This is a genomic window from Klugiella xanthotipulae, from assembly GCF_006716695.1.
In the GTDB taxonomy this organism is placed as follows: domain Bacteria; phylum Actinomycetota; class Actinomycetes; order Actinomycetales; family Microbacteriaceae; genus Klugiella; species Klugiella xanthotipulae.
In genome coordinates this window covers 51,780-68,176 of sequence record NZ_VFPN01000004.1, presented here as the reverse complement: position 1 = coordinate 68,176, position 16,397 = coordinate 51,780, and the positions used below count along the sequence as shown (strand labels likewise).

Below are 16,397 nucleotides of genomic sequence, written 5' to 3'. Positions count from 1 at the left end.
GCCCGTGAATCAGAGCGGCAGAACCCACCCGAATAGCAATGAAGTTACGTCACTTAATATAGCCGACAGAGCAGCCAAAAAATACACCACGAGAGGATGTTCAGACCGTTATCGCCGCACCCCCGCACCGCACAGCGGGGTACACAAACGGGCGCGGGAACAGAAGGTTCCCGCGCCCGAAGCGACGCACGGACGGTCCGCGAACGGGGCTACCGACCGGAGCGGATGATCTCCTCAATGTTGCGTTCGGCCAGCGCCGTGATCGTGAGCACGGGGTTGACCGCACCGGTGTTACCCGGGATGATCGCGGCATCCATCACGTACAGGTTGCTGTACCCCAGCACCCGGCCGTAGGCGTCCGTGGCCTTGCCCACCACGGCACCACCGAGCGGGTGGGCGGTAAACGCGGCGTTGACGTCCTTCGCGAGCAGTGGCAGACCCGCCACCGTACCGGCGGCCTTGGCGATCTTGTTGTGCACCACGCGCAATGCCGCGACCGTCTGATCGTTTCCGCCACGGGGCCAGTCGAGGACCACATCGTTAGTTGCTGAGTCGTAGCGGAAGCTCGCACGCTGCGGGTCGAGGGTCATCCCCAGCGAACCGATCAAACCCACATTGAGCGGGACCCCGGGAATGCCCCAGTTTTCCAGCGTCACGGGCATCGTGCCCGAGCTATCCGAGATTCGCGAGGGGGAGGGCGAACCCTGGCTGAGACCGCGGGACAGAGAGAACGATTGCACGAGCGCGGCATCGCCGTTGGTCCCCCATCCCTGGCCCACCTCGTTGTTCAGCCGGGGCAGCGAACCTTTCGCCTTGGCCTTGACCAGCAGCTCCGAGGTGCCGATGGAGCCGGCACCGAGAAACAGTTTGTTGCAGGTGATCGTGCGGGTGGCGGTGACCTTCCCGGTGGGCTCAATCTCCTGGATGGTAGCCCAGTAGGTGCCGTTGCTGTTCTGGCCGATGTCCTGCACCACGTGACCCGGGTGGATGGTGACGTTGTTGGTCGCTTCGGCCTGCAACAGGTAGTTCTGGGTGAGGTCGTACTTTGCCCCGTTGGCGTTGCCCAGGTTGGTCTCGCCAACGGTCGCCGACTTGCGCGAGGTGCCGTTAAGTTCTTTCCGTATCACGTCCCAGTTAAAGATCGAGTTGAGCGGCTGGGGCTCATAACCGGCTTTGCGCACGTTGTTATCCCAGCGACGCGAGTGGCCAAACGGTGCCGACGCGTAGATATCGGCGGGCATGGGGTCACCCTTAAGCATGGCCATGGCCCGGGGATAGTAGGTGCGATCCATCTCGTCATAGTTGACGGTGCTTCCAAAAAGGCCCTCGAAGTAGCGGCGCTCCGGCTGGATGAGCACGCCGGTGAAGACGTGTGAGCCGCCACCAACGGCGGCACCGCGCCAGACATGGATGTTCGCGTACTCGGTGACGTCTAGGACGCCGCCAAACGAGTCGAAGGACTGCTGAATGCCGGTAATGCCGGTAAATTTCTTTCGGAACCAGAAGCCACGGCCATCGGGCAGGGCATCGGTGGCAAAGATGGCGCGTTTGGGATCGCGGGGCCAGCGGGAGCCACGTTCCAGCACCGTGACCTTCTGACCTGCCTGCGCGAGTCGGAGCGCCGCAACGCTGGCACCAAATCCGCTCCCGATGACCAGCACATCGCTGTGGGCGGGTGCCGAGGGGCGCGGTTTAAAAATCTCGGGAACCATCGCCTTGTATTTGAGGACCATGAGTGCCGAACTCTTATCGGGAACGTCGGGAATGGGTTTCAGCGGCGCGGGGCCAGCGGGGGGTGCCGCGGCCGCGGGCTGGGCCCCCACCGCAAGCGCAGCCGTGGTGGCCGTTGCGGCGGACCCGACGATCAGTGAACGACGAGAAATAGACACGTAGATGCCTCCTAGTAAAATAGAGACCGGTGCCGAACGACGCGATCCCACCCGGGTAGCTTGGGCCCGCTCATCATAGGTGAAAAAATTTACCCACTTAATCGGCAAAAAAGACCAAATTTAGTGTCCAACCGACACAATTTCCCTGATACAGGCAGCGCGTCGGGGCGGGGAGAAATCCGGTAGGCCCCACGGAGAAGAAATCCGCACGGCCGGTTTAACCTCGGATGTCATCCGTCCCACCTCAGCCGGTTCATTAGCGGGTGAATCAGTGAGCGGCGGGCAAAGCCTCGGCGGCGGCGGCACCCTCGCGGCCCCCCTCCGGGCTCACCGTCGAGGCGCGCACCACCAGTTCCGGCTGGAAGACAACGTGTTCGGGCGCATAGTCGCCGCGCTGCTCAGCCTCCCGCATCAGCAGATCCACCGCCGTATACCCGATCAGCTCGCTGGGCTGGCGCACCGAGGAGAGCGGAATCACCGCGGTCGCGGAAAACGAGATATCGTCGTACCCGATCAGGGCGATATCCTCCGGCACGCGCACATGGCCGAGCATTACGAGAGCCTGCAGGATGCCGATGGCGAGCAGATCGTTGGCCGCAAAAACCGCGTCGGGTCGATCCCCCTCAGGCCGCTCCCGGAGTTCCTCCCCCACCGCCCGACCCGCGAGCACGCTCAACGAGTCGGCCAGAATAATGTCAAGGGTCACCTCTGGATGCTCCGCCGCAGCCTTCCGCGCACCCGCCAACCGGTCAGACACCTGGCGGATACTCACGGGACCGCCCACAAACGCGATGCGCCTACGGCCACTGGCGATCAGGTGTGACACCGCGAGGTATCCACCGGCTACATCGTCGAGGGCCACCGAGGAGAGACCGTGCTCGGTGCCGTCCCGATCCACGAGCACAATCGGGGTGCCACGACGGCGGATCCGCTCAAAGCTCTCGTCCACCTCGCCGCGGGGGGAGATGAGGACGCCGTGCACGCGCTGCTCCTCAAAAAGTTCGAGGTACGCCTTCTCGCGCTCGTCGTTCTCGTCGGAGTTGCCCAGGAGCACCGATAAACCATTCTCTGCCGCACGGTTTTCTGCTCCGCGAGCCAGGTCGGTGAAGAAGGGGTTGGCCACATCGAGCACCACGAGCCCGATGCTCCGGCTGCGGCCCTCGCGCAGTTGCCTGGCCGCGTCATTACGAACAAACCCCAGGTCAGCTATGGCATCGTGCACGCGCCTCGCGGTTGTTTCGTTGACCTTTTCGGGTCGATTGAGCACATTGGATACCGTGCCCACCGACACCCCCGCACGAGCTGCGACGTCTTTGACGCTGACCGTCACGTGGTCCTCCGTTTCTCTGCCTCTGCCGATGATAGCGACTATCGGGTAACGAATCCTGCCAACAACTTGACGCGTGCGACTCAGGAGACATACTATTTCACAGATCGCGTAATTGAAACGATTCACAAACGCAGATTTCCGACTACCGAGGTATTGCCAATGATGTCACGATCCGCCCCACCACCCGCACTTGAGCTCCGAGACGTCGGGAAGTCCTTCGGGTCCGTCGTTGCACTCCGCTCCGGCACCATCGTGGTTGACTCCGGTTCCATCCACGCCCTCGTGGGCGAAAACGGTGCCGGAAAATCGACGCTGGTGAAAATTATTGCCGGTCTCTACCAGCGCGACTCCGGCACGTTCCGGTTGCAGGGCGCGGATGTCACATTCAAAACAACCGCCGACTCCAAGGCCGCAGGCGTTGCCGTGATCTACCAGGAACCCACCCTCTTCCCCGACCTCTCGGTCACGGAAAACATCTTCATGGGCCGCCAGCCCACCAACAAGCTCGGCCGCATCGACCGCGCCGCGATGCACAGCGAAACGGTCGCCATTTTCAGACGCCTGGGCGTCAGCATCGACCCCGACCGCCTCGCCGACGGCCTCTCCATCGCCGACCAGCAGATTATCGAGATCGCCAAGGCCATCTCGCTCAACGCCACGGTGCTCATCATGGACGAGCCCACCGCCGCCCTCAGCGGGGTCGAGGTGGAGCGTCTCTTCGCGGTCGCCCGCAGCCTGCGCGATGAGGGCCGTGCGCTCGTCTTTATCTCCCACCGCTTCGACGAGGTATTCGCCCTGTGCGACCAGATCACGGTGATGCGGGATGGCGAGTACATCTCCACCGTCGCCACCACCAGCACCAGCGTCGAAGAAATCGTGCGCCTGATGGTGGGCCGCGACGTCACCGACCTCTTCCCCAAGGAAGATGCCGACATCGGCGATACCCTCCTCACGGTTACCAACCTCACCTCCGCGGGTATCTTCGAGGACATCTCATTCGAGGTCAAAGCTGGTGAAATCGTGGGTCTCGCCGGGCTCGTGGGGGCCGGTCGCAGCGAGGTCGCCCGCGCCCTCTTCGGCGTGGACGGGTACGACAGCGGCTCCGTGTCACTGCGCGGTGCCCGGCTCAAGAAGAAGAGCGTGACGGATGCCATGCGCGCGGGTCTCGCCCTCATCCCGGAAGACCGTCGCAAGCAGGGCCTCGTACTCGATTTCCCCGTGGGCCGCAACATCACGCTCGCAATCCGCAACCGACTCTCCCGCTGGGGTATTCTTACAAACCGTGCCGAAAACGCGGTGGCCGACGGCTGGGCCAGCACCCTCCAGGTGAAAGCCGCCGCCCTCTCAACTCCCGTCGGCACGCTCTCCGGCGGGAACCAGCAGAAGGTGGTCATCGCCAAGTGGCTGGCCACGCATCCCTCGCTCCTCATCATTGATGAGCCCACGCGCGGAATCGACGTGGGCACCAAATCCGAGGTGCACCGACTACTCTCTGAGCTGGCCGGACAGGGCCTCGGCATCCTCATGATCTCCTCCGAACTGCCCGAAGTGCTGGGCATGGCCGACCGCGTTCTCGTGATGCGCGAGGGCAGGATCACGGGCGAACTTAGCCGCGCCGAGGCCACCGCCGAGGCCGTCATGCTCGCCGCCACACAGAGCTCGGTGGGCGCGGGGGCCAGCCTCGACCAGGCCGCCGCGGCAGCCCAGGGCGCGGCCCCCCGCAACAGCTCAGACACCACACAGAGCCTGGAGAACACCAAGTGACGACCCTCACCGAAACCCCCACCCCGCCGGCACCCGCCGCGCCGGGCAACGCCGTCACGCGCGGAATCGCCGCCGTGTTCAAGCGGCGCGAGACCAGTATCGTGATCGCCATTCTCGTGGTCATCGCGGCGGCCACCCTCGTCAACGACCAGTTCCTGCTCTCGAACGACGGATTCCGCAACCTGCTCCTCAACCCCTCCATCTACATCCTGCTCTCGGTGGGTGTGGCGATGGTCATCATCACGCGCAGCGTTGACCTCTCGGTCAGCTCCACGCTGGGCCTCACCGCCTACCTCACGGGCCGGATGTTCATCGACTTCCCCGGCATCCCGATCATCGCCGTCTTCCTGATCGGCATCATCTTCGGTGGATTCCTGGGGCTGATTAACGGCGCACTCGTGGCCTACGCCCGGGTTCCCGCGATGGTCATCACGCTCGGCACGATGTATGCCTACCGCGGCATCAACGTGGCGTGGGCTGGCAGCAACCGGATCAACCCGCAGGACATGCCCAAGGGGTTCACCTCGCTGGGCACCGCGCAAATCCTGTCGATTCCCGTGCTCACCATCATCGCCGTTGTGGTGCTGATCGCGCTGGCCTGGTACATGAAGAACACCCGCGGCGGCCGCGAATTTTACGCCCTCGGCTCCGACCCGGAGGCCGCACAGCTGTACGGCCTCAACGTGGTCAAGCGCAACCTGGTGGCCTTTGTGCTCTGTGGTGCGATGGCCGGTCTGGCCGGGGTGCTCTACACGGCGCGCTACGGCACGGTGGATTCCGCGGCCGGCTACGGCGTTGAGCTCACCGCAATCGGTGGTGCCGTGATCGGCGGCGTCGCCATCTCGGGCGGCGTGGGCACCCTCTGGGGGGCCGCATTCGGGGCCATCCTGCTCCTTACTATTAAGAGCGCGCTGCCCGTGCTGGGAATCCAGGACTTCTGGCAGCAGGCCGTGGTGGGTGTGCTCATCATCGGCGCGATCGTGCTCGACCGCGTGCTCGCCCTGAGACAACATAAAAAGCTCCTGACGACAAAGGCCGACGCATCATGACAACCATCTGGGCCTCCGCGAAGGCAAACTCGCGCACCAAAACCTACGCCGACTACGCCAAGCCGCTCTGGCAGCGTTACATCCTGAACACCGAGGCGGCCGTAATCCTGGGCCTCCTCGTGGTGGCCCTCGTGGCCTCCGTGATGGTGCGCAACTTTGCCAGCGACATCACGCTGTACTACCTGCTGCGCGACGTCACCGCGATCCTGCTCATGGCGCTGCCCATGACGCTCATCATCCTGACGGGCGATATCGACCTGTCGGTCGCGAGCATCCTGGCCCTGTCGAGTGTGACGTTTGGCATCCTCGTACAGAACGGTTGGCCGGTTCCCGCCGCGATTGTGGGCACGCTCCTCGTGGGCCTCGTCTGCGGGGCGATCAACGGATTCCTCGTCACGGTGGTGGGGTTGCCCTCGCTCGCCGTGACTATCGGTACCATGGCGGCGTTCCGCGGTATTGCCCAGGGCATCCTGGGCACCAAGGCCGTCACGAGCTTCCCGGTGGAGTGGACCAACCTCACCTCGATCAAGATTCCCGGGACGGGCATCCCGGTGCTCACCATCCTGGTGGTTGTGCTCATCCTGGTATTTGCTGTTCTCATGCACTTCACCGCTTTTGGCCGTGGCGTCTACGCAATCGGTCTCAGCACCGAGGCGGCCGCGTTCTCGGGCATCAACGTGGAGCGCACCAAGATGATCCTCTTCCTCCTGTCCGGCGTGATGGCCTCCCTGGCCGGTATCTACCTCACGCTCAAAACCAACACGGCGCGAGCCGAGAACGGGACGGGCCTGGAGCTCACCGTGATCGCCGCCGTGTTGCTCGGTGGGGTGTCCATCTTTGGTGGCCGCGGGTCCATGCACGGCGTCATCGCCGGTGTGCTCCTGATCGGCACCATTGAGAGCGCCCTGCGCCTGGCCAACGTCACCTCCGACGTGAGCCGCATCATTGTCGGCACCCTGCTCGTGGTGTCGGTCGTTTCACCCAGCTTCCTGGGCTGGCTGCGGGGCAAACCCAAACGCCCCACATCCCCCGGGATAGAAACGCAAGCGATCCTCACCAAGAGTTAGCTTGACCCAGCGCCGGACCCATCACCCGGCATCACACAGAGAAAGAATAGGTAGGACACAATGTTGTTTCACACCACCGGCCGCCGTGTAGGCGCGGCCACCGCCCTCGCGTTGAGCCTCGCGCTCGTCGCCACCGGCTGCGCGAGCAGCAGCAGCCCCGACTCCACGGACGGGGCCAGCAACTCGGGTGATCTGACGATCACCTTCCTGCCCAAAAACCTGGGGAACCCTTACTTCGACACCTCAAGCACGGGTGGTAAGGCCGCCGTCGAGGAGATCGGTGGAACCTTCGCCGAGGTGGGACCGGCCGAGGCCGCCCCCGACTCGCAGGTGCCCTTCATTCAGACGGCCGCCCAGCAGGGCGTCTCCGCCCTGGTGATCTCGGCCAACGATCCCACCGCCGTCGGCTCCGCGCTGAAAGAGGCTCGGGATGCCGGCACCAAGGTTGTCACCTTCGACTCCGACACCGACCCCGAGTTCCGCGACCTGTTTGTGAACCAGGCCGACTCTGTGGGCATCGCCACGGTTCAGGTGGACATGATCGCCGAGCAGATCGGCGACAAGGGTGAGATCGCCATCCTCTCGGCCGCGGCCAACGCGACCAACCAGAACGCCTGGATCGACCTGATGAAGGAAGACCTGGCCAAGAACCACCCGAACATTAAGCTCGTGGAGACCGTGTACGGCGACGACGACGACCAGACATCCTTCGACAAGACCGCCGCCCTGCTGCAAACGCACCCCAACCTCAAGGGCATCATTTCTCCCACCACCGTGGGTATCGCCGCGGCCGCGCGCTACCTGTCCACCTCGGACAAGAAGGGTGAGGTTGCCGTGACCGGACTCGGCACGCCGAACCAGATGCGTGAGTACGTCGAGGACGGCACCGTAACCGCGTTTGCGCTGTGGAACCCGGAAGACCTGGGCTACCTATCCGCATTTGCCGCCGCCGCACTCGTGGATGGCACCATCACCGGCAAGGAGGGCGACACCTTTAAGGCGGGCAAGCTCGGCGAGTTCACCGTGGGTGCGGACAACACCGTGCTGCTGGGAGACCCGTTTGAGTTCAACAAGGACAACATCGGGGACTTCGACTTCTAGGGGTCGATCAGTCTGAGAGACGTCGGAGGGGGCGGATGCTGTAGCATCCGCCCCCTCCTTGTGTACGCTCTGCGCGAGCTTTCCCCTGCTTCGCAGGGAGCGATCGGGCCTCGGCGCGGAGCACAACTCCGAGCATCGGCACACCCCGATATGCTCCGGGACGTTGATTTTCCCGATCAGCATATGGGACTCACAGGCAACTCAGCGTGGGCGACTCCCGCAAGTGGAATACGCGGGCAAAAGTTACAAAGATGTGATGTGTATTTTCCTTTCTCCAACATGCTAGGAGTAGACACGATTTTTCAGCGAAAGCAGCCTCCCGACGCAGCGAGGCACCCCACAAACGCTTTGACCGCGCGGCGAGCGTACACTACGGTAAACACATACAAAATCCTTTTTTTGACTTCCCGCGGCCGTGCCAGGGATACGTAGCTGAAGGAACCACACCCCATGCCCTCCCCCCGAGCGCGGTCCGTCTGGGCCAAGAGCCGCACCGATGAGGTGAGTCACGTCGAGGTGGTGGAGTGGCTTCCGCTCCATCAGCACCTGGATGACACCGCGGGGGTGGCGGGGCTGCTCTGGGATGAGTGGGTACCCACTCACATCCGGCGCACCCTGGCCGCACCCCTGGGCGGCGATGAGAACGCGGCCCGCACGCTCCTCGTCTTCCTCGCGGCGGTTCACGACGTGGGCAAGGCATCCCCCGCTTTCGCCGTGCAGGTGCCGGTGCTCGCCGACACGATGCGGTCCGCCGGGTTACACCTGAACGCCGCCCTCCGCGACACCGACGACCGCCGCCTCGCCCGCCACGAAATCGTGAGCTTCTTCGCGCTCTCGGAGTGGCTCCTCCAGAAGGGTTCCCTGTCCCGGGTGGCGGCCAACCGGATCGCCTCGGTGGTGGGGGCGCACCACGGCGCGAGCCCGCGGCGCGACATCCTCGCCCAGGCAATAAACCGCGACGACCTGATCGGCACCGGCCCCTGGGCCGAGGTGCGGGACGAGCTGCTGGAACGCGCGGCCGAGCGCAGCGGCGTGGCCGACATCCTTCCCCTGCTCGCGACAAACAGCATCGCGCAGCCCGGGCTGGTGCTGCTCACCGCGCTCGTCATCATGGCCGACTGGATCGCCAGCAACGACGACTACTTTCCTCTCTTTCCGGTGGGTGAGGTGCCCACCATAGATCAGACCAGCCGCACGGATGCCGGGTGGGCCGCCGTGGATCTCCCCGGCCGCTGGCAGCCCGATACCCCGCCCGCCGCGGTGGACCAACTCTTTGCCGAGCGCTTCGAGCTGCCGCCCGGGGCGACACCGCGCGGGGCGCAGGCCGCACTCGTGGGGATAGCTCAGGACGCCAACGAGCCGCGCCTGCTCATCCTAGAGGCCGGTATGGGCACGGGCAAAACCGAGGCAGCCCTCGCCGCGGCGGAGGTGCTCGCGCACCGCAGCGGCGCTGGTGGCGTCTTCATCGCGCTCCCCACGATGGCCACCACCGACAGCATGTTTGCCCGGGTGCTCGCGTGGGGCGAGCGGCTCACCACCGGGTCGTCGGTGTTCCTCGCCCACTCGAAGGCCTCGCTCAACCCCACGTTCCGCCGGATGACGGGCCGGGCCTTCTACCGCTCGCTCGCGGTGGATGCCGGGGCACCGACATCCCGCCGCCGCACCATCGCCGAAGAGGTGGTCGCCCACCGCTGGCTGAGCGACCGTAAACGGGGCCCGCTCGCCCACCTCGTGATCGGCACCATCGACCAGGCGCTCTTCCTCTCGCTGCGCAGCAAACACTCGATGCTGCGACACCTGGCCCTCGCCAGCAAGGTGGTCGTTATTGACGAAGCGCACGCCTACTCCATCTACATGAGTGCGTACCTGGATCGCGCCCTGCACTGGCTGGGGGCCCACGGCACCTCGGTCATCATCCTCTCCGCCACGCTCCCCGCCGAGCGTCGGCAACGCATGGCTCGGGCCTACGAGACCGGGCAGCGCCTGGCCCGCGGCGAGCGCACCCTGCCCGAGGGGGAGGCTGCCGCGCGCTACGCGGGCCTCGCCGGGGATATCGGATATCCCGTCATCTCTGTCGCGGGAGACACCGGGCCGCCCAGCACCGTACACCCCGGCCGCGACGAGGCCACCCCCGTGATCCTCACCCTCGACCGCATTGACGACTCCCCGGAGCAGCTGGTGGCGACCCTGCGCGGGGCGCTGGCCGACGGCGGATGCGTGGCGGTCATCCGCAACACCGTGGGCCGGGTGCAGGAGACCGCGCGGATGCTGCGCACGGCCTTCCCGCACATCGACGTTATCGTGGCCCACTCCCGCTACCTGGCCGCCGACCGGATGCGCAAAGACGCCGAACTGCTTGACGCGTTCGGCTCGCCCCGCCGCAGCACCGGGCGACCACGCGCATGTATTGTGGTGGCCTCCCAGGTGATTGAGCAGTCCCTCGACATCGACTTTGACCTGATGGTGACCGACCTCGCCCCCATCGACCTGCTCTTGCAGCGCTCGGGGCGGTTGCACCGGCACCCGCGCGGGGCAGGCCAATCGGAGCGACCGGCCGCGCTGCGCACACCCCGGCTCGTCATCACCGGGGTGGACTGGACGACGACCCCGCCCGAGCACGACCGCTCCTACGGAAAGATCTACCACCCGCATGTGCTGCTGCGCACCCTCGCGGAACTCGCGGGGCGGGACACCCTCACGATTCCCGACGACATCGCGCCTCTCGTGCAGCGGGTGTATGACGGGGAGGGGTACGGGCTGCCCGGCTGGGACGAGGCCCTCACCGCGGCCCGCGAATCCTTCGAACGGGGTCGGGAGCTCACGGAGCACGAGGCGGACGGTTTCCGGCTGGGCGAGGTGCGGGCCACCAAGTCGCTGCTGGACTGGGCCCCCGTGGGGGTGGGTGCCCTCAACGACGACGCTCAGGCCACCGCGAGCGTGCGCGATAGCGGCGAGTCGCTGGAGGTGCTGGTGCTCACCCGCAACGCGGACGGCCAGTACACCACCCCGCCGTGGCTGGTGACGGATGGCGGCGTCCCGCTCCCCCACAACGAGCTGCCCTCGGATGCGCTGGCCCGCGTCATCCTCGGCACCGCCCTGCGGCTGCCCGAATCCATCTGCCGCCCGCGCGAGATCGACGCCCACATCGAACAGTTGGAGCGCTCATTCGATCTGCCCGCGTGGCACACCCACCGACTGCTCGGCGGCGAGCTGGTGCTGGTTCTCGACCGGGTACATCCCGGCGACGACTCCCCCTACCGCGCCACCCTCGGCACCCACACCCTGACCTACCACCACAGCACCGGATTGGAGATCGCCTATGGCTCAGCCACTCGACCACAGGGGTAGCGAGGTTACCCGATTCAACCTGGTGAGCGAGCCGTGGATTCTCTGCCGCCTGGCAGACGGCACGGTTGCCGAGTTGTCCCTGCGCGAGGTTTTTGCCCGCGCCAACAGCATCGCCGAGGTGGTGGGCGAGGTGGCCACGCAAACGTTTGCGATCACGCGGCTGCTGCTGGCCATCCTGTATCGCGCCCTCGGCGAGGGGTACCGCGAGAGCGAGGACTGGGCCGAGCTGTGGGCGGAGGGCCTGCCCCGGCCCATCATCGACGCCTACCTGGATGCCCACGAGCCCCGCTTCGACCTGCTGCACCCGGTCGAACCGTTTTTTCAGGTCGCCGACCTGCGCACCTCGAAGGGCGAGCACAAGGACGTCTCGCAGCTCATCTTCGACCTACCGGCCAACAACCGGTTGTTCAGCACGCGGGCCGGGGCGGGTATCGAGCGGCTGTCGTTCGCGGAGGCCGCGCGCTGGCTGGTCAACGCGCAGGCGTTTGACTCCTCAGGGATCAAGTCGGGCGCGGTGGGGGATGACCGGGTGAAGGGAGGCCGGGGGTATCCGATTGGTGTGGCCTGGGCGGGCCTGCTGGGCGGCATCCTGGTGGAGGGCGACACACTCAGCCGGACACTCCTGCTCAACCTTGTGGACCCATCGGAGTGGGGCGGCGCGGCCCAGAACGACCTGCCGCCGTGGGAGCGGCCCCAGTCAACCGAGGTGTGCCCGGATCGGCCACCGCGCGGACCGGTGGACCTGTACACCTGGCAGAGTCGACGGGTCCGGCTGTTTACCGACGCCTCCGGCGTGGTGGGAAGCCTGGTGTGTAACGGAGACCGGCTCACCCCGCAGAACCAGCACGGCGTCGAGCCGATGACGGCCTGGCGGCGCAGCACACCGCAGGAGAAGAAGCTGGGGCTGCCGCTCGTCTATATGCCGCTGGAGCACGACCCGAGCCGCGCCTTCTGGCGGGGTATCTCGGCGCTCATCCCCAAGCGGGTGGACTCCTACAGCGGTTCGGAGGCTGCCGCCCGCCAGCCCTCGGGTGTGCTCTCCTGGTTGGCCGGGCTCCAACTGGACGGCTACCTGCCTCCCGATACCGTCCTCCGGCTACGCGCCATCGGGGTCGTCTACGGCACCATGAGCGCGGTCGTATCCGAGATCGTGGATGACCGACTCACGCTGTCCCTCGCCGTGCTGTCGAGCGAATCGGCCCGGCTGGGCTCGATTGCCGAGGCCGCGGTGGAGCGGGCCGATAAGGGCGTGCGTGCCCTCGGTAACCTGGCGGCAAACCTCGCAATCGCGGCCGGTGGGGTGCCCGCCGGATTCGAGGAGCGCGCCCGCGAGGAGGGGTTCGCCGCCCTGGACGGCCCCTACCGCTCGTGGCTGGCCGGGCTCACCCCGGCGAGCGACCCGGATGCGGCCTACGCCGCGTGGCAGGCGAGGGCCTACCGAATCCTCCGCGACCTCGGCTCCGCACTCATTGACGAGTCGGGGCCCGCCGCGTGGGCCGGACGGGATCACCGGGGGAGCCGGATGAACACCGCCCGCGCCGAGCTGTGGTTCATCCGCCAGCTCACCACCACCTTCATCACTGCAAAGGAGCACAGCGCATGACCACCACACTGGATACCCCCAGCCGCCCGCAGACGGCATCGTCTCGACTGTTTCAGCACGTCAATAGGAGCGTCGCCCGGCTGCAAACGGGGTACCTGCTCGACCGGGCGTGGGCCGTCAGTGAGTTGGCCCGCATCCGACACGGCGTGGGGAAGCCGCTGGGGTCGAGCGTGGAGTTGATCGGCCTCACCACCGCGCAGTTGGAGCCGGAATCGCCCACGCTGCCGGATGCCCCCACCGCGCTGGAACTGGCCGCGTACACCGCGATCACGTTCTACGCCATGCACCAGCAGTCGCAACGGAAAGCCCCGATGCACGTACCCACGGTCTCACTCGGCACGGCCGCGTGGCGGCTGAGCACGAGCGGCGGCTCCGAGGAGGCCGTTCAGCGCCGCTTCGAGGCGCTCGGCACGGCCAGCACCTGGGAGGAGGCCACGTATCACTCGCGCGGGATTATCCAGCAGCTGCGTAGTGAGGCCATCCCCCTCGACTACGCACTCTTTGCGACCGACCTCTTTCTGCTGCACCAGCCCGAGTACGCCTCCCGCGTGCGCAACCGCTGGGGGCGCGACTTCTACCGCACCCGAAAAGAGGTTGACGGCGCGAGCACACCCCCGCCGAACGACGACGCAGCAACCGACTCCGACACCACCGACATCACGACCGCCGACATCACCAAAACCCCAGGAGAACCCTCATGACCCGCACAATCATCGACATCGACATTCTGCACACGGTGCCACCGAGCAACCTGAACCGTGACGACACGGGCAGCCCCAAGTCGGCCATCTACGGCGGGGTGCGGCGCGCCCGCGTATCCAGTCAGGCGTGGAAGCGCGCCACCCGGCTCGCATTCTCGCAGCACCTCGACCCCAGCCAGCTCGGCGAGCGCACCAAGCGCGTGGTTGAGGTCCTGGCCGACCGCGTGGTGGCGGGGGAGGCCTCCATCGCCCGCGAGGAGGCGCTCGCCCTGGCCGGGCAGGTGCTCACGGCCGCCGGGATCAAGCTGGCCACTCCGCGCGCCAAGAAGGGTGAGGAGCCCGGCCCCGATGAGTCGCAGTACCTGCTTTTCCTCAGCAGCCGACAGGTGGACCTGCTGGCCGAGATCGCCATTGCGGCGCACAGCAGCGACGACCCCAAGGCCAGTATCAAGGCGGCCGAACCCAAGAAGAAGCTGAGCCTGGAACACTCGGTAGATATTTCCCTGTTTGGCCGGATGGTGGCCGACTCAACCGACCTCAACGTGGATGCCGCCGCCCAGGTGGCGCACGCCATCAGCGTGCACGCGGTCGAGAACGAGTTCGACTACTTCACGGCCGTTGACGACCACAAGCAGGCCAGCGAAGAAGAGGAGGACTCGGGGGCCGCCATGATCGGTAACGTCGAGTTCAACTCCTCCACCCTGTACCGCTACGCGACCGTTGACGCCAACCGGCTCAACGACAACCTGGGCAGCGCCGAGGCGACGCGCGCAGCGGTGGAGGCGTTTGTGAAGGCGTTTGCAAGCAGTATGCCCACGGGCAAGCAGAACAGCTTCGCCAACCGCACGGTGCCGGATGCCGTGGTCGTCAGCATCCGTGATTCGCAGTCGGTGAACATGGTTGGTGCGTTCGAGGAGCCCGTGGTGGGAGTGCGGATTGCGACCGCTGCCGCGCGCCTGGCGGCCCACACCCAGGACGTAAACGCCAATTTTGGCACCACCCCCGTGGCCGTCTGGGTCGTCGCAGGTCAGGCCGCGCAGGCGCTCACCGTGCTGGGCGAGAAGGTCTCGCTCGACGAGCTCGTCGCACGGGTGGGGGCTACCGTGGCCGAGCGGATCACCGCACACTAATGGGCACGCTTCTCATCCCCCTGTCGGGCCCGCTCCAATCGTGGGGGTCAAGCAGCCGCTTTGCCACGCGCGCCACGGAGAAGGCCCCCACCAAGAGCGGCGTGATTGGCCTGCTGGCCGCGGCCCGCGGGCTGCGCCGCACCGACCCATTGGCCGAGCTCCTCACCCTGTCGTTTGGCGTGCGGGTGGATCAGCCGGGGAAAATCGTGCGGGATTTCCAGACGGAGCGCAGCCTGGACGGCTCGGTATCCATGCCGCTGTCCTACCGCTACTACCTGGGCGATGCCACCTTCCTGGCCGGAGTGGAGAGCCCCGACCTGACCCTCCTGGAGGCGCTGCAGCAGAACCTGAAGCAGCCGAGGTTTCCGCTCTACCTGGGGCGGCGCTCGTGCCCTCCGGCGGGGCCCGTGTGGGCATCCGTGGTTCCGGAGAACCTGGTGGACGCCCTCACCGACGCCGAGTGGCGGGCCACGGCCGTCCACCGGGCCGCACACCGCACCCAGGAGACCGTGACCCTGCAACTTCTCGTGGACGCCGAGGCAACCGACCCCTCGGCCGAAACCTACCGCGACGAGCCCGTGAGCTTTAACCCCGAACGGCGCGAGTACGCGTGGCGAAAGGTGCGCAGCAGCGATGTTGTGGTGCGGAATCCCGACTACGTCCCGTCCCACTCCGGGCGGCCGTCGCACGACCCCACAGACTTCACGGCGGAAGGATTTTAGTGTTTCTCACACGTTTCCAGCTCAACCCCCAGCGGCGAGGGGGTCGTAAACTTCTCGCCTCCCCGCAGGCGATGCACGCGGCCGTCCTGGCGGGCTTCCCGCACCCGGAGGCCACCGAGGCCGGTCGGGTACTCTGGCGAATCGACGCCGAGGACCACGCCGTGTACCTGTACATTGTGAGCCCCGGGCGGCCCGACCTCACCCACCTGGTCGAGCAGGCCGGATGGCCCACAACCGAAACCTGGACCACCCAGTCCTACCTTCCCGTGCTGGATCGTGTCCAGCCCGGGCAGCGCTGGGCCTTCCGGCTAACGGCCAACCCTATCCGGGTGCTACCGCCCGCCCCCGGTGAAAAACGGGGAAAGCGGATGGGGCACGTCACACCGCTGCACCAGCAGGAGTGGCTCCTACAGAAATCGGAGAGTAACGGGTTTCAGCTCACAACCCGCGTGGAGACGGATGCGCTAGGTGCCACACGGACCGCTGTGGATGGCCTCCTGGTCGGCAACCAGCTGACCCGGCGTTTCGACCGGGAGTCGTCGAGCGTCACGCTCAAAACCGTCACCTTCGACGGGGTGTGCGAGGTCACCGACCGTGACCGCTTCGTGCACGCCCTCACCCGGGGGATCGGACCGGCGAAGGGCTACGGATGCGGGCTGCTCACGATTGCCCCGGTCCCCTAGCATGAGCGGG

12 protein-coding genes are annotated in these 16,397 nt (G+C 66.2%); 10 read left to right on the top strand and 2 right to left on the bottom strand.

Translation table 11 applies throughout. The features are described 5' to 3' along the window. Window positions 1-209: 209 nt before the first annotated feature. Both FB466_RS12705 and FB466_RS12700 read right to left on the bottom strand, forming a co-directional pair. Window positions 210-1,889 carry a GMC oxidoreductase gene (locus FB466_RS12705; RefSeq protein ID WP_211344834.1) on the bottom strand — a complete coding sequence of 560 codons (1,680 nt, stop codon included), beginning with the start codon at window positions 1,887-1,889 and terminating at the stop codon, window positions 210-212. Window positions 1,890-2,157: 268 nt separating this feature from the next. After that, window positions 2,158-3,219: a LacI family DNA-binding transcriptional regulator gene (locus FB466_RS12700; protein ID WP_141918853.1), complete on the bottom strand. Its 1,062-nt coding sequence runs from the start codon at window positions 3,217-3,219 to the stop codon at window positions 2,158-2,160. A gap of 162 nt (window positions 3,220-3,381) precedes the next feature. On the opposite strand from FB466_RS12700, the gene FB466_RS12695 reads away from it, so the two are divergent. From FB466_RS12695 to cas6e, 10 genes are all read left to right on the top strand, one after another. Further along, a complete protein-coding gene (locus tag FB466_RS12695) occupies window positions 3,382-4,983 on the top strand; it encodes a sugar ABC transporter ATP-binding protein (protein ID WP_141919063.1) in 1,602 nt (533 codons plus the stop codon). Continuing rightward, a complete protein-coding gene (locus FB466_RS12690; protein ID WP_141918851.1) occupies window positions 4,980-6,032 on the top strand; it encodes an ABC transporter permease in 1,053 nt (350 codons plus the stop codon). The genes FB466_RS12695 and FB466_RS12690 overlap by 4 nt, the downstream gene beginning before the upstream one ends. Next, a complete protein-coding gene (locus FB466_RS12685) occupies window positions 6,029-7,099 on the top strand; it encodes an ABC transporter permease (RefSeq protein ID WP_141918850.1) in 1,071 nt (356 codons plus the stop codon). Before FB466_RS12690 ends, FB466_RS12685 begins: the two co-directional genes overlap by 4 nt. 60 nt (window positions 7,100-7,159) lie before the next feature. Continuing rightward, complete coding sequence (gene rhaS / locus FB466_RS12680) at window positions 7,160-8,200, top strand: rhamnose ABC transporter substrate-binding protein (protein WP_141918848.1); 1,041 nt, start codon at window positions 7,160-7,162, stop codon at window positions 8,198-8,200. Window positions 8,201-8,650: 450 nt separating this feature from the next. Further along, entirely contained in the window at window positions 8,651-11,548 is a 2,898-nt protein-coding gene (gene cas3, locus FB466_RS12675; protein ID WP_141918847.1) for a CRISPR-associated helicase Cas3', read from the top strand. After that, complete coding sequence (casA, locus tag FB466_RS12670) at window positions 11,520-13,151, top strand: type I-E CRISPR-associated protein Cse1/CasA (protein ID WP_141918846.1); 1,632 nt, start codon at window positions 11,520-11,522, stop codon at window positions 13,149-13,151. Before cas3 ends, casA begins: the two co-directional genes overlap by 29 nt. Then, window positions 13,148-13,852: a type I-E CRISPR-associated protein Cse2/CasB gene (gene casB / locus FB466_RS12665; RefSeq protein WP_141918844.1), complete on the top strand. Its 705-nt coding sequence runs from the start codon at window positions 13,148-13,150 to the stop codon at window positions 13,850-13,852. Before casA ends, casB begins: the two co-directional genes overlap by 4 nt. After that, window positions 13,849-14,982: a type I-E CRISPR-associated protein Cas7/Cse4/CasC gene (gene cas7e / locus FB466_RS12660; RefSeq protein WP_141918842.1), complete on the top strand. Its 1,134-nt coding sequence runs from the start codon at window positions 13,849-13,851 to the stop codon at window positions 14,980-14,982. Before casB ends, cas7e begins: the two co-directional genes overlap by 4 nt. Continuing rightward, the gene (gene cas5e, locus FB466_RS12655) at window positions 14,982-15,704 is read left to right on the top strand and encodes a type I-E CRISPR-associated protein Cas5/CasD (protein WP_141918840.1); all 723 of its coding nucleotides are present in this window, start codon (window positions 14,982-14,984) and stop codon (window positions 15,702-15,704) included. Before cas7e ends, cas5e begins: the two co-directional genes overlap by 1 nt. Then, window positions 15,704-16,387 (top strand): type I-E CRISPR-associated protein Cas6/Cse3/CasE, encoded by a 684-nt coding sequence (gene cas6e / locus FB466_RS12650; RefSeq protein ID WP_141918839.1) that lies wholly within the window; start codon window positions 15,704-15,706, stop codon window positions 16,385-16,387. Before cas5e ends, cas6e begins: the two co-directional genes overlap by 1 nt. The last annotated feature ends 10 nt before the right edge of the window (window positions 16,388-16,397 follow it).

Bases quoted from the DNA above. Each gene is read 5' to 3' on its own strand.
- FB466_RS12685 (WP_141918850.1), top strand. From the start codon at position 6,029: ATGACAACCATCTGGGCCTCCGCGAAGGCAAACTCGCGCACCAAAACC.
- casA (WP_141918846.1), top strand. From the start codon at position 11,520: ATGGCTCAGCCACTCGACCACAGGGGTAGCGAGGTTACCCGATTCAAC.
- cas5e (WP_141918840.1), top strand. From the start codon at position 14,982: ATGGGCACGCTTCTCATCCCCCTGTCGGGCCCGCTCCAATCGTGGGGG.
- casB (WP_141918844.1), top strand. From the start codon at position 13,148: ATGACCACCACACTGGATACCCCCAGCCGCCCGCAGACGGCATCGTCT.
- FB466_RS12695 (WP_141919063.1), top strand. From the start codon at position 3,382: ATGTCACGATCCGCCCCACCACCCGCACTTGAGCTCCGAGACGTCGGG.
- rhaS (WP_141918848.1), top strand. From the start codon at position 7,160: ATGTTGTTTCACACCACCGGCCGCCGTGTAGGCGCGGCCACCGCCCTC.
- cas7e (WP_141918842.1), top strand. From the start codon at position 13,849: ATGACCCGCACAATCATCGACATCGACATTCTGCACACGGTGCCACCG.
- cas3 (WP_141918847.1), top strand. From the start codon at position 8,651: ATGCCCTCCCCCCGAGCGCGGTCCGTCTGGGCCAAGAGCCGCACCGAT.